We start from the raw sequence: 22,059 nt of genomic DNA, 5'->3' as shown, positions 1-22,059 counted from the left end.
GTGAGGGATGGAGGTGACGGATGACCGATCTGACGTCTCCTCCTGCCTCCCCGGCTCCGGTTCCGCCCGCCTCGCTCCGGCGCCTCGTGCCGCGCATCTTTTCGCGGGCTCAGCCGGTCGGAGCTGTCGACACCCTCTTGAAGACCGTGCGGATGCACCACCCGAAGGTCGACCTGTCGATCATCGAACGCGCGTACACCACGGCGGAACGGGCTCACGAAGGGCAATTCCGGCGCAGCGGTGAGCCGTACATCACCCACCCGGTCGCGGTGTCGCAGATCCTCGCCGACCTCGGCATCGGCCCCAAGACGGTGGCCGCCGCGCTCCTGCACGACACCGTGGAGGACACCGAGTACACCCTCGATCAGCTGCGGAGCGATTTCGGCGACGAGATCACCATGCTCGTCGACGGGGTGACGAAGCTCGACAAGGTCAAGTACGGCGACAGCACGCAGGCCGAGACCGTGCGCAAAATGATCGTGGCGATGTCGAAAGACATCCGGGTGCTGATCATCAAGCTCGCGGACCGGCTGCACAACGCCCGCACCTGGGGCTTCGTGCCGGCGGAGTCAGCCGTGCGTAAAGCCACCGAGACCCTTGAGATCTATGCCCCGCTCGCGCACCGGCTGGGCATCCAGACCATCAAGTGGGAACTGGAAGACCTCTCGTTCGCGGTGCTCTACCCCAAGCTCTACGCAGAGATCGACAGCCTGGTCAAGCAGCGCACCCCTCAGCGCGAGGAATTCGTTCAGCACGTCATCGACTCCATCGTCGACGACCTCAAGGCGGCCCGGATTCGCGGCAAGGTGGCCGGCCGGCCCAAGCAGTACTACTCGATCTACCAGAAGATGGTCGTGCGCGGGCGCGAGTTCGACGAGATCTACGACCTGGTCGGCATCCGCGTGCTGGTCAATTCCGTGCGCGACTGCTACGCGGTGCTCGGGGCGATCCACGCGCGCTGGACCCCGCTGCCCGGCCGGTTCAAGGATTACATCGCCACCCCCAAATTCAATCTCTACCAGTCGCTGCACACCACCGTCCTCGGGCCGAGCGGGCGCGCGGTGGAAATCCAGATCCGCACCCAGGAGATGCACCAGCGCGCGGAATTCGGCGTGGCCTCGCACTGGAAGTACAAGGAGCAGACCACCGGCAAGACCTCCGGGCCGGGCCCGCAGAGCGACACCGACATGGCCTGGCTGGCGCACATCTCTGACTGGCAGGCCGAGACGGCAGACCCGGGGGAGTTCCTCGATTCGCTCCGGTACGAAATCGGTGCCAAAGAGGTCTACGTCTTCACACCCAAGGGCCGCGTCATCGGCCTGCCGGCCGATGCGACCCCGGTCGACTTTGCCTACGCCGTGCACACCGAGGTCGGCCACCGCACGATGGGTGCCAAGGTCAACGGGCGTCTCGTGCCTCTCGAGAGCCCGCTGATCACCGGCGACGTCGTGGAGGTCTTCACCTCCAAGAATCCGGACTCCGGGCCCAGCAAAGACTGGCTCAACTTCGTCAAGAGCCCACGGGCGCGCAACAAGATCCGCCAGTGGTTCACCAAGGAGCGCCGGGACGAGGCGATCGAACAGGGCCGCGACGCCATCGCCCGCGCCATGCGCAAGCAGAACCTGCCGCTGCAGAAGCTGATGAACCAGGACTCCTTCGCCGAGGTGGCCGCGGTGATGAAGTACGAGGACGTCTCCGCCCTCTACGCCGCCGTCGGCGAGGGTCACGTGTCCACCCAGTCCGTGTTGGAGAAGGTCGTCGCCACGCTGCAAAGCGTCGAGGAGAGCGATGCCACCGATCTCCCGTTCGCACCGAACGGGCGCACGCAGACGCTCCGGAACAGCGATTCCGGCATCCTGGTGCGTGGAGCCCCGGACATCCTGGTCAAACTCGCCCGCTGTTGCACCCCGGTCCCGGGCGACAAGGTCGTCGGATTCATCACCCGCGGCGCCGGCGTCTCGGTGCACCAGGCAACCTGCCGCAACGTTCAGTCCCTGCTCAAGGAACCTGAGCGCATGATCGACGTGGACTGGGCGCCGACCTCCAAGAGCCTCTTCCTGGTTCAGATCCAGATCGAGGCCCTGGACCGCTCCGGACTCCTGTCGGACGTGACCCGGGTGCTGTCCGAGCACCACGTCAACATCCTCTCCGCCACGGTTCACACCTCGACCGACCGCTTGGCGATCAGCCGGTTCGTTTTCGAGATGGGGGATACCACCCACCTCGACCGGGTGCTCAACGCCGTGCGGCGCATCGACGCCGTGTACGACGTCTACCGCGTCAACGACGGCTAAACCGGCAGCGTCGGCTGAACCGACAACGTAGGCTCAGCCGGCAGGGTGTCCAGTAGGACCTGCGCCTCGTCGAGGCGGGCCAGGGCCTGGGCCTTGTACGGCACGTTGGGGCCGGCGCAGAGCCGGCGGGCCGGATCGGCGCTGCTGTGGCCGGCGAATCGCAGGAGCGCGGCGATCAGTGGCGGCAGGGCGCACGCCCGCAGCGAATCCCCATCGGCATCCGGGTCCAGGTTCCACCGCGCCAGGTCCACGACGGTCCGGAGGGGGCGAGTGACCCGCAGGCCGGAAATCGTCTGCACCTGGTCCGGGCTGCAGCTGACCTCGCGGATCCGCAGCCTCGGTGAGGGAGCCAGATGCATCCGGGCGGCCGTGTGGACGCAGAACTGGTGCTGTCGCGGCTCCGGGGTGAGGCCGTAGATCCACGCGGCGGTCAGCCGCTCCGCGATCGCCCGTGGAGACACGAGGAGGCCCGCCGCGCGAGCCCGGCTCGGGGCGTCGCCCGGCTCGTCGACCGGGCACCAGAAATCGCCCAGCTTGAACACCTCCCCGTCGAGGCGCGCGCAGCACAGTTCAGCGAGTGGAAGGTCCCGGGCGGAAAGCACCGGCTGCAATCTGAAGCTCATCGGACCAGCGTGCGGTCCGGTCGCGGGCCGGATACAAGAAGAACGGGGATCTGTGGACAGATCCCCGTTCTCACTTCTGTTGACGAACCCGGTTCGAGCCGGGGCGCGTTACTGGCCGATGGCCTTCAACCACGCCTTGCGGGTCTCCAGGGCCTCGGTCGCCTCGGCGATCGCGCGAGCGTCCTTGCTGTCCTGGGCCGTCGCGAGCTCGGCCTCGAGCTTGGCGATGGCGTCGTGCAACTGACCGGCCATGCCCTCGGCACGTGCCTTGGTCTCCGGGTTGTTGCGCTTCCAGTGGTCGTCGTCGAGCTTGCGAACGGCGGCCTCGACCTTGCGCATGCGGTCTTCGACCAGCTTGACGGAGTCGCGCGGAACCTTGCCGATCGCATCCCACCGGCGCTGGATCGCGCTGAGGGTCGTGCGGGCCTTCGTGCGGTCCGTTTCGGTCAGGAGCAGTTCGGCTTCGGTGAGCAATTCGAGCTTCTGCTCCAGGTTTCCGGCGAACTCCTCGTTGTCCTGCGCGTCGATTTCCGACTTCACGGAGTACAACACGTCACCGGCGGCCTTGAACTTCGCCCACATGGCGTCATCCTGCTTTTTGCCGCTGCGGCCGGCCAGCTTCCACTCGTCGAGAAGGTTGCGGTAGGCCGGGATGCCGTCCGCGCCCTTCGGCGCGAGGGCTTCGGCCTGCTCGATCAGGTGCTGCTTGCGGTTGCGGACGTCCTTGTGGGCGCTGTCCAACTCGGCGAAGAACGCCTTGCGGTTCTGTTCGATCGTGGTGCGGGCGGCCCGGAATCGCTTCCACAGGTCGTTGGCCTCACCCTTGGGGATGCGGGGGGCGTCGTGCTGGTGAGCCTGCCACTTGGCGAAGAGCGCCTCGAGGGCAGCACTGGTCTGCTTCCACTGCGTCTTGGCCGGGTCTTCGGCCGCGAGGGCCTCTGCTTCGGCGACGATGGCGGCGCGCTCGGCGATGGCGGCGACAGCAGCGGCCTTCGACTCGGCGCTCTGCTGCTCCGTGAGCTCGCTCACGGCGCCGCCCAGGGCGCCCAGGCGGGCTGCCAGTGCGGCCAGGTTGCCGACCGCGTTGGCGTTGGCTACCGTCTCGGTCAGGTGAGCGACGGACTTCGCGATGTCGGCCGCGGGCGCGCCACCCTTTGCACGCTGTTCCAGGAGCGTGACCTGTCCGTTGAGTTCAACGTATTTGCGTTCGAAGTAGGCCAGCGCCTCTTCCGGCGTCGCGTCGGGATACTGTCCCACGGCGCGTTCACCTGTCGCTTCGCGCACGTAAACCGTGCCGGATTCGTCTACGCGACCCCATGGTTGCTGATCTGTCGTAGTCAAGAGCCTCACCTTAATGATGTCGTCGGGCGCTCACGAGGGAGCCGATACTGCGTCTAGAGCCAATACTGCGTCAAGCCTATTGCAAGCCCGCGCATGGTTTAGGTGATTCTACTGAACTGATACCTGTGTGATCGTCGTCGGCACCGCGGGAGCGCCGTCCGCGGAGCCGCCGGTGACGCCGGCATCCGTGATCTGCGCCTTGATCTGGTCAAGTCCGCCGGTGACCTTGCCCAGCACCGTGTAGCCGCCGACCGCGTCGGCGGGGATGGTGGTGTCGTCGTAGACGATGAAGAACTGGCTGCCCATGCTGTAGGCGTTGCCGCCCTGTCGGGCCATGGCGAGGGTGCCGGCCGGGTACACGTTGTCCGCGGGGGCGTTCTCGACCGGGCCATAGCTGTAACCGGGCCCGCCGGCACCGGTGCCTTCGGGGTCGCCGCACTGCAGCACGAAGAATCCGCCGGTGGTCAGACGGTGACAGGTCAGGTCCTGGTAGAACCCCGAATTGATCAGACTGATCGTGGACGACACGGCCTGCGGTGCGGCGGCGCCGTCCAGTTCGATCTCCAGTGGAATGCCGTTCAGGGCCATCGTGCCGGTCCAGGTGCGGCCCTCGGCCAGGGTCGTGGGCGGGACATCGCCCGAGTTCGCGCCGGCCGGCGCCGTCTCACTCGCCGACGGGGTCGGGGTGGCCGACGTGGAGGGCGCGACCTTCCCGGAGCCGCCGCTGAAGAAGGCCAACTGCGCGCCCACGGCGAGGGCGAGCACGGCCGTCACCGCTATACCGGCAAAGATGTTGTCCCGCAACCGACGCTTCTGCTGGTGCTCGTGCACCGCCCGCCGGGCCTGGAAGGCACGAACCCGCACACGCGCCTCGCGGGCTTCGCGGTCTTGTTTCTTGTTCACTACCACGTCGTATCCTCCAGGGGGCCGCGCACGGCCAGATCACGCAGGGACGGCCCGGCGCGATTGACGCCCGAACCACGTTGAACTCTACGCAACCGAGTGAATCCAGACAAACAGGGTCGCGGGCCCGTCGCCCGGCACTGTTCGCCCGGTCACCGGCACAAACTACGCTGGACCTATGGCTGATGTTCAACCGGGACTACGCAGCGGTGCCACACCGCTCGCCGTGCGGATGCGCCCGAAGAGTCTCGACGAGGTCGCCGGCCAGAAGCACCTGCTGACTCCCGGCTCGCCGCTGGTGAGCCTGGCGAGCGACAAGACGGGGGAGCAGGGCGCCGTCTCCGTCATCCTCTGGGGCCCGCCCGGCACAGGCAAGACCACGCTCGCCCAGGCCATCGCACACAGCTCCGGTCGTCGGTTCGTGGAGTTGTCCGCTGTCTCGGCCGGCGTGCGTGACGTGCGCCAGGTGATGGAGGAGGCGCGCACGAGTCGTGACCTCTACGGGCTCTCCACGGTACTTTTCCTGGACGAGATCCACCGTTTCAGCAAGGCCCAGCAGGATGCCCTGCTCCCGGGTGTGGAGAACGGGATCATCATCCTGGTGGCCGCGACCACCGAGAACCCGTCGTTCTCGGTCATCTCTCCGCTGCTGTCACGGTCCCTGCTCCTGACCCTCGAGACCCTCAGCGACGACGACCTTGGCATCGTCGTCGACCGTGCCGTGGTCGAGCCGCGCGGTCTGGCGGACCGGTTCGTTCTCGACCCCGAGGCCCGGGCGGCGATCATCCGGCTCGCGTCGGGGGACGCCCGCCGGGCGCTCACGGCGCTGGAGGCCGCATCCGTGTCGGCGGCGTCGGCGGTCAGGCCGGCGGAATCCGAACCGGGAGCGGACGAGCGGCCGGTCATCACCACCGAGATCGTCGCCCTCGCCGTGGACCGGGCGTTGCTTCGCTACGACCGCAACGGCGACGAGCACTACGACGTGATCAGCGCGTTCATCAAGTCTGTTCGAGGATCCGACGTCGACGCGTCCCTGCACTACCTCGCGCGCATGATCGAGTCCGGCGAAGACCCGCGATTCATCTGCCGCCGCATCATCGTCCTGGCCTCGGAAGACATCGGCATGGCCGATCCGCAGTCCCTCCTGATCGCCATCGCCGCCGCGGACGCCGTGCAGTACATCGGCATGCCGGAGGGTCGCATCCCACTGGCCCAGGCGGTCGTGCACCTGGCCACGGCGCCGAAATCCAACGCCTCTTATATGGCGTTGGACAAGGCCATCGCGGATGTTCGCGCCGGCAAGACGGGCCGCGTCCCCAAACATTTGCGCGACGCCCACTATTCCGGCGCCAAACGGCTCGGTCACGGCCGGGGCTACCGGTACCCCCACGACGACGTCCTCGGCGTGCTGGCCCAGCAGTACCCGCCGGACGAGATCGCCGACGCTCGCTACTACGAACCCACCGAGCACGGCAACGAGCGCGAGGTCTCGGCCCGGCTCGCCAAGCTCCGCAAGATCATCCGCGCCCGCTAGCAGCCCGCAGCCCTCCTCCTCCCTCGTGCCTCCTCCCTCGTTCCTCGTGCCTCGTGCCTCCTCCCTCGTGCCTCCTCCCTCGTGCCTCCTCCAGCCTCCAGCCCCCAGCCCCTCGCCCTCGCCCTCGCCCCGCTCCGCTGTGCCCCGCCCGATGAACGAATTCGACGGAGATTTTGGCCAAACCGGCCCGAAACAGTCGGTATGAGCCGTTTTAGAGCAGAATCTCCGTCGAATTGGTTCGGGCGGGGTCGGGCGGAGGGGGCGGGCAACGGAGTGGGCAGCGGGGCCGATGTGGTAGCCTGAACGGGCCTACAACTGGAACGGCATGCGGCTGCGTCCGTCTCCAGATTTGGATGGGTTTCGCTCTGTAGCCGGGCGTCCCGTGGCAACCACCCCTCTGAACTCCCATGACGCCGGTCTGTGCTTTTGCACACCAGGCTCGCGCCCTGGTTTCCCCTGTTTGCAGTTCCATCGAAAGGACACCGTGTCTACCAAGTCACGCACCCGCAGTAAGACCCGCCTGTCGCGGGCCCTGGGCATCGCCCTGACCCCGAAGGCCGCCCGCTACCTCGAGAAGCGTCCGTACGCACCGGGGGAGCACGGTCGCACCAAGCGCAAGACCGACTCCGACTACGCCGTTCGTCTTCGCGAAAAGCAGCGCTTACGCGCCCAGTACGGCATCCGCGAGGCTCAGCTCAAGATCGCCTTCGAGGAAGCTCGCCGCGCCCAGGGACTGACCGGTGAGAACCTCGTCGAGATTCTCGAGACCCGTCTCGACGCTCTTCTCGTGCGTTCGGCCATCGCCCGCACCACCGCCCAGGCCCGTCAGATGATCGTGCACCGTCACATCCTCATCGACGGCCAGCTGGTTGACCGGCCCTCCTTCCGCGTGAAGCCGGGTCAGCTCATCCACGTCAAGCCCAAGAGCGAGGGCATGGAGCCGTTCCAGGTTGCAGCCGCCGGCGGTCACGTCGACGTTCTCCCGAAGCTCCCGCCGTACCTCGAGGTCGAGATCGACAAGCTGCAGGCCCGCCTCGTGCGCCGCCCCAAGCGCATCGAAATCCCGGTGACCTGTGAAGTCCAGCTCGTCGTCGAGTACTACGCGGCCCGCTAGGTTCTTTTTTACCTGCGCCGCCGTCAGGCAGCGCTTCTGAACTACGCTGGAGAGCGGATCACCCTTGGGGTGGTCCGCTCTTTGCGTTTCTGCACGCCGAATGTCGGTGCATGCCGATCGAGGAATGGATGGTTGGTCAATGTCTGGTGCAGATATCGTCGGTCTGGTTTTTGCGGGCGGCTTCGCCGTCCTGGTGCTCTTCCTGTCCGTCCCGCTGTTCAAGCTCGGGCGCGTCTTCGATGAGACGACCCTGGCCATCCGAGACCTGAGCCACAACGTGACACCGCTGCTCGAGGAATCGACGAAGACCCTGCAGGAGACCAACGCCCAGCTCGCCCGGGTCGACACCATCACGTCGAATGTGGCGGATGTCACGGGCAATGTCTCCGCGATGGTGGCCCTGGTCGCCGCGACCGTCGGCGGTCCGCTGGTCAAGCTCGCGGGCTTCTCCGCCGGCGTGCGCGCCGCCCTCGGGGCCGCCCGACCGGCCCTCACCCGTCGGCGCCGGTAGTCCGGCGCAGGGAGTCGGCTATTCTGGAAAGAAGCCGTTCGAGTCTCGGATCCGGGTCTCCACACACGTCAGGGAGCATTGTCATGAAGAACTTCATCTGGTTCGTCGTCGGTCTGGCCACGGGGCTGCTCCTCGCCCGTGAGGGCGGTAAGACGCGTCAGGGCAAGCAATTCTTTGCCGATCTCGACACCAAGGCCCGCGAATTCGGCGAGGCCATCTCGGACGGTTACCGCAAACGCGAGGCCGAACTGCGGGACGCCATCGGCGATATCGCTGCGGAAGCCGACGACTCGATCGAAAAGCTCACCCAGCCGTAAATTTCCATCTTTTTCCCGCTACAACGAACTACGGAACTAATGCAGACTGCTGAAATTCGCGGGCGCTGGCTCGACTTCTTTGCCGATCGCGGACACACCGTTGTCCCCTCCGCTTCGCTCGTCAGCGACGACCCCACACTCCTCTTCACGGTGGCCGGCATGGTTCCGTTCGTGCCCTACCTGACCGGTCTCGTACCGGCCCCGTACCCGCGCGCGACGAGCGTGCAGAAGTGCATTCGCACCAATGACATCGAAGAGGTCGGCAAGACGCCGCGTCACGGCACCTTCTTCCAGATGAACGGCAACTTCTCATTCGGCGACTACTTCAAAGAAGAAGCCATCGGGTACGCCTGGGAGCTGCTCACCACCTCAGAGGCCGACGGCGGCTACGGCTTCGCGGAGAAAGACCTCTGGGTCACGGTCTACGAAGACGACGACGAGGCCTTCCGCTACTGGCGCGCCCTCGGCCTGCCCGAGAACCGGATCCAGCGCCTCGGCATGGACACCAACTACTGGTCGACCGGCCAGCCGGGCCCCGCCGGACCCTGCTCCGAGATCTTCTTCGACCGCGGTCCCGCCTACGGCATCGACGGCGGTCCGGCCACCGACGACGACCGTTACGTCGAAATCTGGAATCTCGTCTTCATGCAGTACCTGCGCGGCGAGGGCACCGGCAAGAACGACTTCATCATCCTCGGCGACCTGCCGAAGAAGAACATCGACACCGGAATGGGCCTCGAACGCGTCGCCTTCCTCAAGCAGGGCGTCGAGAACATGTACGAGATCGACCAGGTGCGTCCGGTCCTCGACCGTGCCGCGGAGCTGTCCGGTCGCCGTTACGGCGCCGTGCACGATGACGACGTGCGGATGCGCATCGTCGCCGACCACGTGCGGTCGTCCCTGATGCTGATGAGCGACGGCGTCATGCCGTCCAACGAGGGCCGCGGGTACATCCTGCGCCGCCTCATGCGCCGGAGCGTCCGCGCCATGCGCCTCCTCGGCGTGGAGGGCTCCACCTTCCCCGAGCTCTTCCCGGCCTCACGCGACGCCATGGCCGGGGCCTACCCCGAGGTCAAGGCCGACTACTCCCGGATCAGCCAGGCGGCGTACGCGGAGGAGGAGACCTTCCTCCGCACCCTCGCCAGCGGCAGTGCGGTCCTGGACCTCGCCGTGGCGAAGACCAAGAAGGCCGAGAAGGTCGTTCTCCCGGGCGACACCGCGTTCCTCCTGCACGACACCTACGGCTTCCCGATCGAGATCACCCTCGAGATGGCCGAGGAGGCCGGCCTCAGCGTCAACCGCGACGCCTTCGACGCCCTCATGGCCAAGCAGCGCGCAATGGCCAAAGCCGACGCTAAGGCCAAGAAGACGCACCTCGCCGACCTGTCGGTCTACAGCGCCTTCCGCGCGGCGGGGGAGACGCTCTTCACCGGCTACGACGCCCTGCAGACCGAATCCAGCGTGCTCGGCATCATCGTGAGCGGACAGTCCGTCGACCGCGCCGTTTCCGGTGAGATCGCCGAGGTCATCCTGGCCGAGACGGCGCTCTACGCGGAGTCCGGCGGCCAGGAGGCCGACGCCGGCCTGATCGTGGGAACCGGCTACGAGCTCGAGGTCCTCGACGTGCAGAAGCCCGTCAAGGGGCTCATCAGCCACAAGGTCCAGGTCCGGTCCGGCGAGGTCGGTGTCGGAGACGCGGCCACCAGCGTCGTCGACCCCGATTGGCGCCGCGGCGCGCGCCAGGCCCACTCCGGCACGCACGTGCTGCACGCAGCCTTGCGCCAGGTGCTCGGCCCGAACGCGCACCAGTCCGGCTCCTACAACAAGGCCGGTTTCTTCCGCCTCGACTTCTCCTGGAACCAGGCTCTGTCCCCGGCGACCCGCAGCGAGATCGAAGAGATCTCGAACAACGCCATCCGGGACAACCTGCCCGTTCAGACCCGCGAGCTTCCCCTGGCCGAGGCGAAGGCCCTCGGAGCCATGGCCCTGTTCAGCGAAAAGTACGGCGACCGCGTGCGGGTGGTCGACATCGGCGGCCCCTGGTCACGTGAACTGTGCGCGGGAACCCACGTCTCTTCCAGCGCGGAGATCGGAATGATCAGCCTCGTCAGCGAGGGCTCCGTCGGATCCACGAACCGCCGGGTGGAATCGCTGGTCGGCCTCGAGGCCTTCCGCGACCTGGCCGCCGAACGCGCCCTCGTCTCCCAGCTGACCGCGAACCTGAAGACCCCCCGGGATCAGCTGCCCGAACGCATCAACGAGCTCGTGCAGAACCTCAAGGCCGCCGAGAAGAAGATCGCGGCCTTCGAAGCCCGTGCACTCACGGACAAGGTGCCGGCCCTCGTCGCGTCCGCCTCCACGGCAGGTTCGGTCAAGGTCGTCGCCGAGAACGTCGGCACGCTGAATTCCGCCGACGAACTGCGGATGCTGGTGACCGCCACGCGCACCCAGCTGGGAAGCGGCCCGGCCGTCGTCGCCCTCGCCGCGGTGGTCGGCGAGAAGCCGGTCGTTATCGTGGCCACCAACGCCGCGGCGCGCGAGTCCGGCCACCGGGCCGGCGCGCTGGCCAAGCAGGTCGCCGGGATCCTCGGCGGCGGCGGCGGCGGCAAGGACGACCTCGCCCAGGGCGGCGGCACCGATGTCGCGGCCATTCCGAACGCCCTCGCAGCCGTCACCTCAGCCGTAGCGGGCTGAGCAGCATGCGTCACGGCGTGAGAGTGGGAGTCGACGTCGGGACAGCGCGGATCGGGCTCGCCCGAAGCGACCCGCACGGCATGCTGGCGACGCCGGTCGAGACCGTGAGTCGCGACCAGTCCGGCAGCCTGGACGTGGTGCGGATCGCGGCCGTGGTGGCAGAGCTCGACGCCATCGAGGTCGTGGTCGGCCTGCCCCTGGCGCTGTCCGGAAACCGGACAGCATCGACCAACGACGCGGTGGGTTTCGCAGAGTTGCTCGCCCGGACCCTGTCGATCCCGGTGCGACTGGTCGACGAGCGCCTGTCCACGGTCGCCGCCCAGTCGGTGCTGCGCGCCGCCGGGCGCAAGGCCAGGACCCAGCGCCCAGTGGTCGATCAGGTCGCCGCCACTATAATTCTTCAACATGCCCTCGACACCGAACGTGCTCTGGGAACGCCACCCGGCTCGGCGGTGGCTCCGACCGAAGGGCCGCCACAGTGACGAATCCCCCCGCTGATCCCGACAGAGTGCCGGTCGAAGTCACGCCGTCGGGCTGGGACGCCCTGCTCAGTGGCGGCGTGAACAGCAGCGGCGGCGTGAACACCAGCGCCAGCGCGCCCCGCGACCCCGCCGTTCCGGGAGCGAACGCATCCGCGTCGCCGACGGTACCGTCGCGCCGGGCCCTGCGGGAATCGCAGCAGCCGGGCACGCGTTCCAGCCGGCGCACCCAGCTCGGCACCGAACCGCCGCGGAAGAAGAGGCGGCGGGGCGCCTGGGTCGGGCTGATCATCACCCTGGTCGTGGTCGCGTTGCTGGCTGGCGGCGTCCTGCTGCTGCAGGAACCCCTCTCGAAGATCGTCGCGGCCGTGCAGGGGCCCGCAGACTACGCCGGGAAGGGCACCTCGAAGGTCGTGGTGATGATCCATGACGGCGAAACCGGGCAGGACGTGGCAGACTCCCTCGTCGACCAGGACGTGGTGAAGAGCTATGAGGCCTTCTACTCCCTGCTCCTGAAGGAGTCGCCCGCGCCGGTGTTCCAGCCCGGCGCCTACCGGCTGGCCAGCAAGATGAGCGGCCGCGCGGCCCTCGACGCGCTGCTCGACCCCGCCAGCAAGCTCGAGCAAACCGTCGTGATTCCCGAGGGCACCGCCGCGGTGGACGTGCTCCAGCTGGTCTCCGAAGGCACCAGCATCCCGCTGGCCGACCTGAAGGCCGCCGCCAAGGACGTCGTCGCCTACGGGCTTCCGGCCGAGGCGACCTCCCTCGAGGGCTTCCTGTTCCCGGCCACCTACACCTTCGCGCCCGAACTGTCGGCCGCGGACGCGATCAAGACCCTCGTCGATCGTCAGTTCCAGGCCCTCGACGACGCCGGGGTGGCTCCGGAGAACCGCTGGAAGACCATCGTGTTGGCCTCCCTGATCCAGCGCGAAGCCGGCCTGACCGAGGACTACTACAAGGTCTCCCGGGTGTTCCTGAACCGGCTCGACCCGGCGCAGTGGGAAACCGGGCTGCTCCAGTCCGACGCCACCGTCGCCTACGGCACCGGGGAGACCCACCGCGTGACCACGACGGACGCCGAGCGGGGCGACCCCGCCAACCCCTACAACACCTACCAGCACCCCGGCCTGCCGATCGGGCCGATCTCCAACCCGGGCGACGCCGCGATCGACGCCGCCGTGCACCCGGCCGACGGCCCCTGGCTCTACTTCGTGACCTGGAACCTCGACACCGGCGAAACGATCTTCTCCGCCACGGCGGCGGAGCATGACGCGGCGGTCGCCAAGTGGCTGGCCTGGATGGACGAGCACCCCGAATATGGCTAGGCACGCGGCATCCGTTGCCCCCCGGCGCCTCGCGGTGCTGGGGTCGCCGATCGCGCACTCGTTGTCACCGGCGCTGCACCGGGCCGCCTACCGGGCGCTCATGCTGGACTGGAGATACAACACGGTCGAGGTCACCGCCGACGGGCTGGCCTCCTTCGTCGGCTCGCTGGACGCCGACTGGCTGGGCCTCTCCCTCACCATGCCCCTCAAGCACGAGATCCTCCCGCTCCTGGACGGCGTCGACCGGGTGGCAGCCCAGACCGGTTCGGTGAACACCGTGCTGTTCGGCCAGGCCGACGGCCGTCGGACCCTGCAGGGTTTCAACACGGATGTCCCCGGCCTGGTACGCGCTCTGGCCGAAGCCGGGGTGCGTCGGGCCGACCACGTGACCGTGCTCGGCGCCGGCGCCACGGGGGCGTCCGCTCTCGTCGCGGCGGCGGACCTGGGCGCCGAATCGGTCGACGTCCTGGTGCGAACCCCGGCGAAGGCGGCCGACCTGATCGAGCTGGGCCGCAGCCTCGGCGTGGTCGTGACCGTCGGGGAGCTCGCGGATCTCGCCGATCCGAGCCGGCACAGCGAACTCGTGATCAGCACCCTTCCGGGCGGGACCGCCCTCGGCGGCGAATTCCCCGCCGACCTGCGCCGCCGGGCGCCGCTCTTCGATGTGAGCTACTCGCCGTGGCCGAGCGAACTTGCCCGGTCGTGGGCCTTTGCGGGAGGCAGCGTGTCATCCGGGCAGGGGATGCTGCTGCACCAGGCCCTGATCCAGGTGCGCATATTCCGTTCGGGCGATCCGTTCGAACCGCTTCCCGGCGAGGACGCCGTGCTGCAGGCCATGCGCGGCGCCCTGACCGGACAGGCTGTGACAGGATAGTGGGCATGCTTCGTTGGCTCACTGCCGGAGAGTCCCACGGCCCCGAACTCATCGCCATTGTCGAGGGTTTGCCCGCTGGAATCCCGGTCACTCTTGATGCGATCCGCCTCGATCTCGCGCGCCGCAAACTCGGCTACGGCCGAGGCGCGCGGATGAAGTTCGAGCAGGACGAACTCAACATCTCCGGTGGTGTGCGCTACGGGCTCACCCTGGGCGGACCGGTCGCCCTGCGCATCGGCAACACCGAATGGCCCAAGTGGGTCGACGTGATGAGCCCCGACGTTCCGAAGGAGACGCCCAGCGGTCGAGGCCGCGGCGCGCCCCTGACCCGGCCCCGGCCCGGTCACGCCGACCTCGCCGGCATGCAGAAGTACGGTTTCGACGAGGCCCGCCCTGTGCTCGAGCGCGCCAGCGCCCGAGAGACCGCCGCCCGCGTCGCCCTCGGCGCGATCGCGCGTTCTTTCCTGTCGGAACTGGGCATCGGCCTGGTCAGTCACACGCTGTCCATCGGACCGGTGCGGGTGCCGGACGACGCCCCGCTCCCCGTTCCGGGAGACGTGGACGCCCTCGATGATGACCCGCTGCGCTGCTTCGACGAGGCCACCTCCGCCCGGATGGTGGCCGAAGTCGACCTGGCGCACAAGGAGGGCGACACCCTCGGCGGCGTCGTCGAGGTGCTCGCCTACAACCTTCCTCCCGGGCTCGGCTCCTTCGTGCACTGGGACCGCCGGCTCGACTCGCAACTGGCTGCCGCGCTGATGGGCATCCAGGCGATCAAGGGTGTCGAGGTCGGCGACGGCTTCCTCACCACGACCAGGCGCGGCTCGGACGCCCACGACGAGCTTGTCCAGTCCGACGGCCGCATCCAGCGGGTCAGCGACAAGGCCGGCGGCACCGAGGGCGGCATGAGCACCGGGACCGTGCTGCGCGTGCGGGCCGGCATGAAACCCATCGCGACCATCCCGCGGGCCCTCCGCACGGTGGATGTGACGACGAGTGAGGCGGCGCCCGCTCACCACCAGCGCTCCGACGTCTGTGCTGTCCCGGCGGCCGGCGTGGTGGCGGAGGCGATGGTGGCTCTCGTGCTCGCGAACTCGGTCCTGGAGAAATTCGGCGGGGACTCGATCGAGGAAACCCGTCGCAACCTGGAGTCGTACCTGGCCCACATCCCGGCGAACCTCAAGACGAGCGCGTCCAGCGACGCCTCCCTGTAGTAATGCGGGATGCAGCGAAGCCGACGCAGCAGCACCAGAAGCAGCAGCACCAGGAGCAGCAGCACCAGGAGCAGCAGCATCCAGCCAAACCGCTGTTCCCGCTCGTGTTCATCGGTCCGATGGCCGCCGGGAAGACCCGGATCGGCCGTCTCGTGGCCCGCACCCTCGACGTGCCGTTCGTCGACACCGACGCGCGTATCGTCGCGGACCACGGTGCGATCAAGGAGATCTTCGAGCAGCACGGTGAGGAGCACTTTCGTGCCCTCGAACGCGAGGTGGTGGCGCAGGCGCTGACCGAGAAAGCCGTCGTGTCCCTCGGCGGGGGAGCCGTGCTCGACCCCGACACGCAGGCGGACCTGGCCCGCTGCAGCGTCGTCTACCTGAGCGTGTCGGCCCAGGCCGTGCGCAGACGGCTCGGCGGCGGCAAACGCCCCCTGCTGCGGGGCGGCATCGCCGATTGGAAACGCATCTACAACCAGCGGCGCCCCACCTACGAGGCGCTGGCCAGCATCCGCTTCGACACATCGCACCGTCCGTTGGACGCCATTGCCGATGCCGTCGTGACCTGGACCACAACGAGAACGTGACCGGAGCCATCGTGTCTGAAAATACAGAATCAAAAAACACCTCCCCTGAAAGCGTCGAGCCCGCCACCACTGTGATCACGGTGAACGGAGTCGACAGCTACCCCGTGTTCGTGGGCCGGAACCTCCTGGACGAGGTCGTGGAACAGCTCGGCCCGAAGGTGGCCAAGGTGCTGATCGTGCACACCTCCCACCTCGGTGCCCGCGCGGCCGCCCTGCGCGAGAGCCTGCTCGGCCGGTACGAGGTGCTGATCGCGGAGGTGCCCGACGCGGAGGGCGCCAAGCGGGTCGAGGTGGCGGCATTCTGCTGGCAGGTGATGGGCCAGGCCGACTTCAGCCGGACCGACGCCGTGATCGGCTTCGGCGGCGGCGCCGTCACCGACCTGGCCGGTTTCGTGGCCGCCACCTGGCTGCGCGGGGTTCGCCTGGTGCAGATCCCGACAAGCGTACTCGCCATGGTCGACGCGGCCGTCGGCGGCAAGAACGGCATCAACACCGCCGAGGGCAAGAACTTCGTCGGCACGTTCTACGCCCCGGCCGCCGTGATCTGCGACCTGGACACCCTGGCCGACCTCCCGCGCAACGAGATCCTGGCCGGCTTCGCCGAGATCGTGAAGGCCGGCTTCATCCAGCTGCCCGAGATCCTCGACATCGTCGAAGCGGATGTCGCGGCCGTCACCGACCCGGCCACGCCGCAGTTCCGGCGTGTGCTCGAGCTTGCGATCGGGATGAAGGCCGAGGTCGTCGGGCAGGACTTCAAGGAGTCCGGACTGCGGGAGATCCTGAACTACGGGCACACCCTCGGTCACGCGATCGAGCACGCGGAACGCTACGGATGGCGTCACGGTGCCGCCGTCGCGGTGGGCATGATGTTCGCCGCCGAGGTCGCCCGGCTGAGCGGGCGCCTGTCGGACGCGGCCGTGGACCGGCACCGCAGCATCCTGGAATCGCTCACCCTGCCGACCACCTACCCGGTCGGGCGGTGGAGCACCCTGCTCGCGACCATGCAGCGCGACAAGAAGACGCGCAGCGGCATGCTGCGTTTCATCGTCCTGGACGACATCGGCAAGCCCACCGTGCTCGAAGGCCCCGACGCCTCGCTGTTGTTCGCCGCCTACCAGGAGATCGGCTCCTGACCGGGTGCTGCGCCTATACTGACGTCTGATCCGGGTACATCCCGATCGCCCCTGACCACAGTTGTTCAAAGGTTGCATGACGAGTCCGTGGACCGTTGGTTCTGCGTCGGATCTGAGCGAGGGCAGCTTCGTCAAGCTGGCGCGGGCGCACGAGGCCGCGGTCCTGGACAAGGTGGCGCGGCCGGGTGTGCGCAAGCTGGTGCAGGAATCCTGGGACCGGTCCCTGTCACTGCGACTCGACCCGTCGAGGCTCGCCCCGGAGCGGGAGCTCACGTTCGACGAACTGCGGGACAAACGAGACCAGCACGCCCTGGCGTCCGTTCTGGCCGTGGTTCACAACCTGCTGATCCGTCACTCCTTCGATTCCGGGCTGATCGTGGCGATCGGGGACGAATTCGGCCGGCTGCTCTGGATCGACGGCGACCGGGAGGTGCGCCGGCGTGCCGAGGGGATGCTGTTCGTCGAGGGCTCCGACGGGTCGGAGCGACGGGTCGGCACGAGCGTTCCGGGAACGGCCCTGGCCCTCGACCACGGCATCCAGATCCAGCGCGCCGAGCACTTCAACCACCTCGCGCATCCGTGGAGCTGCACCGCCGTGCCCATCCACGACCCGGACTCCGGTGACATCCTCGGCGTCATCGACATCACCGGCGGAGCCGAGGCGGTGGCCCCCCAGACCCTCCCGCTGGTGGAGGCGGCCGTCGCCGCGATGGAGGCGGAACTGCGCATCCAGCGCCTGAGCGCCTCCGCGGCGGCGCCCACGGTGGCGCGGTTCTTCGGCCGGGCGCTGCCGGCACCCCCGGTGCGCACCTCTCCGGCCCGGTTGGAGGTGCTCGGCCGGGACCACGGTCAACTGGAGAACGACGGCGGCGCCGGGGAGGTCAGCCCGCGCCACGCCGAAATTCTGACCCTGCTGGCGTGGAACCGGGACGGGCTCTCGGCCGACCGGTTGTCGCTGCTGCTCACCGACCAGGCGAACGGGGTCGACAACCTCAGGGCCGAAATGGTGCGGCTGCGGAAGGTGCTGGAACAGACCAGCCCCCGGATCGGCATCGCCTCCCGCCCCTACCGCCTCGAGACCCCTCTCGAGCTCGACGCCCAGCGGGTGCTCGCCTTCCTCGAGCGGGGCGCGCACCGGGTCGCCCTGGGCGCCTACCGCGGACCGGTGCTGCCCGGTTCCAGCGCGCCCGGCATCATCGAGATCCGCACCGAGGTCTCGGCCAGACTGCGCGAAGCCATGCTCAGCGACGCCTCCGCCGAGTTGCTGCTCGAGTACGCGCGCACCGACGAGGCCACCTATGACAGCGAGGTCTGGCGGGCCTGCCTCGAACTGTTGCCGGCCCGGTCGCCGAAACGGGCATCCGTCGTGGCCCGGCTCAAGCGGATCGACGCCGAAATGCAGCAGAGGGGCACCGAGGCCGAGCCTCGCAAGATCCCGCAACGCTGAAGCAACGTTCTCCTTCCTAGGCTCAAGGCCAGGTCCGCAGCAGGCGGACCCCACCGACAACGTCGTCGACGAGGAGAGATCATGACCGTCTATTCCAACCCCGGAACCCCGGGCGCCCTAGTCACCTTCAAACCCCGCTATGAGAACTGGATCGGCGGCGAGTGGGTGAAGCCCGTCCAGGGCCAGTACTTCGAGGACATCTCGCCCGTCAACGGAAAACCATTCGCCGAGGTCGCCCGCGGAACCGCCGAAGACATCGAGCTGGCACTGGATGCCGCCCACAGGGCCGCGCCGGCCTGGGGGAAAACCTCGTCGACCGAGCGCGCGGCCATCCTGAACAAGATCGCCGACATCATCGACGCCAACCTCGAACTGCTGTCCGTCGCCGAGACCTGGGAGAACGGGAAGCCGGTCCGGGAGACCTTGAACGCCGACCTCCCGCTCTCCTCGGACCACTTCCGGTACTTCGCCTCGGCGATCCGGGCCCAGGACGGCGAGCACGCTGAGCTGAACGGCGACATGGTCTCGTACCAGTTCCACGAGCCGCTCGGCGTCGTCGGGCAGATCATCCCGTGGAACTTCCCGCTCCTGATGGCCGTCTGGAAGCTGGCCCCGGCCCTGGCAGCCGGCAACGCGATCGTGCTCAAGCCGGCCGAGCAGACCCCGGTGTCGATCCTGGTGCTGATCGAACTGGACGGCGACATCCTGCCTCCGGGAGTGCTCGACGTCGTCAACGGGTTCGGCATCGAGGCCGGCAAACCGCTCGCCTCGTCGTCGCGGATCCGGAAGATCGCGTTCACGGGGGAGACCTCGACCGGGCGCCTGATCATGCAGTACGCGAGCGCCAACATCATCCCGTCGACCATGGAACTCGGCGGAAAGAACCCCAACATCTTCTTCAGCGACGTCGCCCAGGAAAAGGACGCCTTCTACGACAAGGCCCAGGAAGGCTTCGTGCTGTTCGCGTTCAACCAGGGCGAGGTCTGCACGGCCCCCAGCCGGGCGCTGCTGCAGAAGCCGATCTACGACGACTTCCTCGGCGACGCCGTCGAACGCACCCGCAAGGCGATCCAGGGCAACCCGCTCGACACGAACACGCAGGTCGGCGCGCAGTCCAGCAACGACCAGCTCGAGAAAATCCTGTCCTACATCGACATCGGCAAGAAGGAGGGCGCGAAGCTGGCCCTCGGCGGCGAACGGGTCGACCTCGGCGGCGAGATCAGCGGAGGCTACTACGTGGAACCGACCATCTTCGAGGGACACAACAAGATGCGCCTCTTCCAGGAGGAGATCTTCGGCCCGGTGCTCGCAGTGACGAGCTTCACCGACTACGACGACGCCATCTCGATCGCCAACGACACCCTCTACGGGCTCGGCGCCGGTGTCTGGTCCCGCAACGGCAACATCGCCTACAAGGCCGGCCGGGACATCCAGGCCGGCCGGGTCTGGGTGAACAACTATCACGCCTACCCCGCCGGAGCGTCATTCGGCGGTTACAAGAGCTCGGGGATCGGCCGGGAGAACAACAAGCTCGCGCTCGGCGCGTACCAGCAGGCCCCAGGACTCGACCGATCAGAAGGGAACGGCCATGCCGCAGGAAAGCGTCATCGCATCGATCACCATCCCGGGGGAAACCAGTGCTCGGGTGGAGTTGACCCCGGTCGCGGTCGAACTAGTGCGGAGCCTCTGGGACGAACACGGGCCGCTCATGTTCCACCAGTCGGGGGGCTGCTGCGACGGTTCCTCGCCCTGAGCTACCCGGCGGGGGAGTTCATCACCTCCGACCGGGATGTGCTCCTCGGCCGGCTGGACATCGCGCCGTCCGCAACGGAACCACGCGTGATCGATTTCTGGATGTCTGCCGAGCAGTTCGAGTACTGGAGCCACACCTTCCTCAGCGTCGACGTGGTGCCCGGCCGTGGCGGCGGCTTCTCCGTCGAGGCCCCGCGGGGCGTGAGGTTTCTGCTGCGATCCCGGCTGATGGAGTCGTTCGGGTAACCGGTTGCCCGGCGGCCCTGGCGGGGATTCCTCCCCAGGCCCGACGGCCGACCTGAGCCTGTGCAGACCCGCCCCAGGCCTCCACGCTCGGGCACTCTGGTGCACATGACCAGCCCACTCCGAATCGAAGACGCCGCTCCCGTGACCACGATGACCGAGGCCAGGGAGCGAGTCGCCGACCTGATCGGCCACGCCATCCGCCGGCAGCTCTGGTTCATGATGCTCGATGCCCAGGGATGGCAGATCCCCCTCCTGATCCCCGTGGACGGGATCCCCCTCCGGCCGGATCCGGGTAGCGTCACCGGGATGGCTGCGGCGATCACCGAGGTACTGCGCTGCCACGGGCCCGGAGGCAGCGTCATCCTGACCCTGGAGCGTCCCGGCGCGGCCGCCCTCACCGCCCCCGACCAGGCCTGGGCACGAGAGCTCAGCGTTTCGTTCGGCAAGGTGGTCCGAATCACGGGCATGTTCGTCGCCCACGACGAGGGGGTCTGCGAACTCGTCACCGGCCCTTCGGCTGGAGCGGCAGCCCCGCCAGGTGAGCCCTCGGTCAGGGCGCGAAACCGGGTGTGAAGATGCTGCGGATCAGCAGCACGAGCTGAACGATCAGGCCGATTCCGGTGCCGACCATGGCCGCGATCAGGACCGCCCGGATGAGCACGGTCCAGTCGAAGGAATAGTCCTGGAAGTCGAACGGGAAGACCTCCCACAGGCCGACCAGCACGGCGAGACCGATTCCCAGGGTGATCAGATCGCCCAACGCCCTGATCGGGGGGAGGTCGAGCACCAGATACACGGCGTTCACGATGATGCCGACGATCAGGGAAAGATTGAAGATGCCCAGCACCTGGCTGGTTTCCGGGGTGAGGAAAGGGACGGACTGCCACCCCGGCCAGGCGTTGACCAGATACAGAATCACGGCGTTGACCGCGATCGCAATTGCGAACCCCGCTTTGCGCGCGGCGGGACTCGTCGTGCGTCGTGGAACGGTATCGGTCACGGTGTCTCCATCCCGGGTCTCCCACGTCCGCCTCAGCGTCGCCGGCCCGGCAACCTCAGTGCGTGTCCATCTCCGTGGCCGCCTGGGCCAGTTGGGTCTGGAGTTCTTCGGCATCAACGTCGAGTTGCTTCTCGGTTCGCTTGTCGGCACGGATTCCGGCCTTCTGGAGTTCCGCGGTCACCTCCTCCTTGCCGATGATGATGAGCACCGCCTGACCGGAATCGAGGGCTTCCCCGAGTTCCTTGACGTCGTTGCGGGACAGCGCGCGAGTGAACCGATCAGGCCGCCGGCCGCACCGCCGGCCGCCGTCATCCCGATGATCGAGGGCGGAAACAGCAGGCCGACCACGGCCCCCGCGGCGACTCCCGTCCAGCCCGCGTGCCTCGTCTCCGACCTCTTGATCGTCACGCTGCCTTCAGCCTCCTTGGTGGCGATTGCGGCGTCGTAGGTGCCGATGACCTTGGCATCGTGCATGTCACGCACGACCTCAAGGTCGTCCTTGGCGATCTCCGGATCGTCACATACGCCGAGGAAGAGGAATACCGGCTCTTTTTCTTTAGACATTTTCGGGTACCTCCGTGGTTGAGTGTTTTGGGTGAGTGCTGGACGCCCTCGGTGAGTCCGAGGTCATCGCCCCGCAAAACCCGTTGGTGACGGTACCGACGCGGTCA

General features: G+C 67.8%; 20 protein-coding genes and 2 pseudogenes. 16 read left to right on the top strand and 6 right to left on the bottom strand.

All coding sequences use genetic code 11. The features are described from left to right. Positions 1-20 precede the first annotated feature (20 nt). Positions 21-2,294 (top strand): bifunctional (p)ppGpp synthetase/guanosine-3',5'-bis(diphosphate) 3'-pyrophosphohydrolase, encoded by a 2,274-nt coding sequence (locus tag E3T42_RS13300; protein ID WP_134366714.1) that lies wholly within the window; start codon positions 21-23, stop codon positions 2,292-2,294. On the opposite strand, the gene E3T42_RS13295 is transcribed toward E3T42_RS13300, so the two are convergent. The 3 genes from E3T42_RS13295 to E3T42_RS13285 all read right to left on the bottom strand — a co-directional run bounded on the left by E3T42_RS13295 (position 2,291) and on the right by E3T42_RS13285 (position 5,161). Next, positions 2,291-2,917 (bottom strand): hypothetical protein, encoded by a 627-nt coding sequence (locus E3T42_RS13295; protein ID WP_134366713.1) that lies wholly within the window; start codon positions 2,915-2,917, stop codon positions 2,291-2,293. The two genes, E3T42_RS13300 and E3T42_RS13295, sit on opposite strands and share 4 nt — an antisense overlap. A gap of 108 nt (positions 2,918-3,025) precedes the next feature. Next, complete coding sequence (locus tag E3T42_RS13290) at positions 3,026-4,258, bottom strand: DUF349 domain-containing protein (protein ID WP_134366712.1); 1,233 nt, start codon at positions 4,256-4,258, stop codon at positions 3,026-3,028. A 108-nt stretch (positions 4,259-4,366) separates the two neighbouring features. Beyond that, on the bottom strand, positions 4,367-5,161 hold the full coding sequence (locus E3T42_RS13285; protein ID WP_370262463.1) for a peptidylprolyl isomerase: 795 nt from the start codon (positions 5,159-5,161) through the stop codon (positions 4,367-4,369). Between the two features lie 178 nt (positions 5,162-5,339). On the opposite strand from E3T42_RS13285, the gene E3T42_RS13280 reads away from it, so the two are divergent. The 15 genes and pseudogenes from E3T42_RS13280 to E3T42_RS13210 all read left to right on the top strand — a co-directional run bounded on the left by E3T42_RS13280 (position 5,340) and on the right by E3T42_RS13210 (position 20,961). Continuing rightward, a complete protein-coding gene (locus E3T42_RS13280) occupies positions 5,340-6,695 on the top strand; it encodes a replication-associated recombination protein A (RefSeq protein WP_134366710.1) in 1,356 nt (451 codons plus the stop codon). A 484-nt stretch (positions 6,696-7,179) separates the two neighbouring features. Next, the gene (rpsD, locus tag E3T42_RS13275; protein ID WP_134366709.1) at positions 7,180-7,809 is read left to right on the top strand and encodes a 30S ribosomal protein S4; all 630 of its coding nucleotides are present in this window, start codon (positions 7,180-7,182) and stop codon (positions 7,807-7,809) included. Between the two features lie 139 nt (positions 7,810-7,948). Next, positions 7,949-8,320 (top strand): DUF948 domain-containing protein, encoded by a 372-nt coding sequence (locus E3T42_RS13270; protein ID WP_134366708.1) that lies wholly within the window; start codon positions 7,949-7,951, stop codon positions 8,318-8,320. Positions 8,321-8,403: 83 nt separating this feature from the next. Continuing rightward, positions 8,404-8,637 (top strand): hypothetical protein, encoded by a 234-nt coding sequence (locus tag E3T42_RS13265; RefSeq protein WP_134366707.1) that lies wholly within the window; start codon positions 8,404-8,406, stop codon positions 8,635-8,637. A gap of 39 nt (positions 8,638-8,676) precedes the next feature. After that, complete coding sequence (gene alaS, locus E3T42_RS13260; protein WP_134366706.1) at positions 8,677-11,331, top strand: alanine--tRNA ligase; 2,655 nt, start codon at positions 8,677-8,679, stop codon at positions 11,329-11,331. 5 nt (positions 11,332-11,336) lie between these two features. Beyond that, the gene (gene ruvX, locus E3T42_RS13255; RefSeq protein WP_134366705.1) at positions 11,337-11,813 is read left to right on the top strand and encodes a Holliday junction resolvase RuvX; all 477 of its coding nucleotides are present in this window, start codon (positions 11,337-11,339) and stop codon (positions 11,811-11,813) included. A gap of 26 nt (positions 11,814-11,839) precedes the next feature. Then, positions 11,840-13,135, top strand: a complete 1,296-nt coding sequence (gene mltG / locus E3T42_RS13250; protein ID WP_241976139.1) for an endolytic transglycosylase MltG — start codon at positions 11,840-11,842, stop codon at positions 13,133-13,135. Beyond that, on the top strand, positions 13,128-14,009 hold the full coding sequence (locus E3T42_RS13245) for a shikimate dehydrogenase (protein ID WP_134366703.1): 882 nt from the start codon (positions 13,128-13,130) through the stop codon (positions 14,007-14,009). Before mltG ends, E3T42_RS13245 begins: the two co-directional genes overlap by 8 nt. A gap of 5 nt (positions 14,010-14,014) precedes the next feature. Continuing rightward, positions 14,015-15,223 (top strand): chorismate synthase, encoded by a 1,209-nt coding sequence (gene aroC, locus E3T42_RS13240; RefSeq protein WP_134366702.1) that lies wholly within the window; start codon positions 14,015-14,017, stop codon positions 15,221-15,223. Between the two features lie 2 nt (positions 15,224-15,225). Next, entirely contained in the window at positions 15,226-15,810 is a 585-nt protein-coding gene (locus tag E3T42_RS13235) for a shikimate kinase (RefSeq protein ID WP_134366701.1), read from the top strand. A gap of 80 nt (positions 15,811-15,890) precedes the next feature. Further along, complete coding sequence (gene aroB, locus E3T42_RS13230) at positions 15,891-16,943, top strand: 3-dehydroquinate synthase (RefSeq protein ID WP_370262457.1); 1,053 nt, start codon at positions 15,891-15,893, stop codon at positions 16,941-16,943. A 76-nt stretch (positions 16,944-17,019) separates the two neighbouring features. Continuing rightward, the gene (locus E3T42_RS13225; protein WP_134403136.1) at positions 17,020-18,390 is read left to right on the top strand and encodes a transcriptional regulator; all 1,371 of its coding nucleotides are present in this window, start codon (positions 17,020-17,022) and stop codon (positions 18,388-18,390) included. Between the two features lie 81 nt (positions 18,391-18,471). Further along, positions 18,472-19,956: pseudogene (locus E3T42_RS13220) on the top strand (aldehyde dehydrogenase family protein); the annotation flags it as partial. Positions 19,957-19,978: 22 nt separating this feature from the next. After that, positions 19,979-20,388, top strand: a pseudogene (locus tag E3T42_RS13215) (DUF779 domain-containing protein). A 105-nt stretch (positions 20,389-20,493) separates the two neighbouring features. Further along, positions 20,494-20,961 (top strand): hypothetical protein, encoded by a 468-nt coding sequence (locus E3T42_RS13210; protein WP_134366697.1) that lies wholly within the window; start codon positions 20,494-20,496, stop codon positions 20,959-20,961. On the opposite strand, the gene E3T42_RS13205 is transcribed toward E3T42_RS13210, so the two are convergent. Genes E3T42_RS13205 through E3T42_RS13200 form a run of 3 tightly spaced genes read right to left on the bottom strand, consistent with a single transcriptional unit; the run spans position 20,939 to position 21,952 of the window. Continuing rightward, a complete protein-coding gene (locus tag E3T42_RS13205) occupies positions 20,939-21,388 on the bottom strand; it encodes a hypothetical protein (protein WP_134403135.1) in 450 nt (149 codons plus the stop codon). The genes E3T42_RS13210 and E3T42_RS13205 overlap by 23 nt on opposite strands. Positions 21,389-21,443: 55 nt before the next feature. Then, positions 21,444-21,596 (bottom strand): hypothetical protein, encoded by a 153-nt coding sequence (locus E3T42_RS16805; protein WP_160141011.1) that lies wholly within the window; start codon positions 21,594-21,596, stop codon positions 21,444-21,446. Continuing rightward, on the bottom strand, positions 21,566-21,952 hold the full coding sequence (locus tag E3T42_RS13200) for a hypothetical protein (protein ID WP_134403134.1): 387 nt from the start codon (positions 21,950-21,952) through the stop codon (positions 21,566-21,568). The genes E3T42_RS16805 and E3T42_RS13200 overlap by 31 nt, the downstream gene beginning before the upstream one ends. Positions 21,953-22,059: the final 107 nt, after the last annotated feature.

The sequence above is a fragment of the Cryobacterium sp. TMT4-10 genome, from assembly GCF_004403275.1.
GTDB lineage: Bacteria > Actinomycetota > Actinomycetes > Actinomycetales > Microbacteriaceae > Cryobacterium > Cryobacterium shii.
Note: the sequence above shows the minus strand (reverse complement) of the source record. Positions and strands in the feature narration are given on the sequence as shown.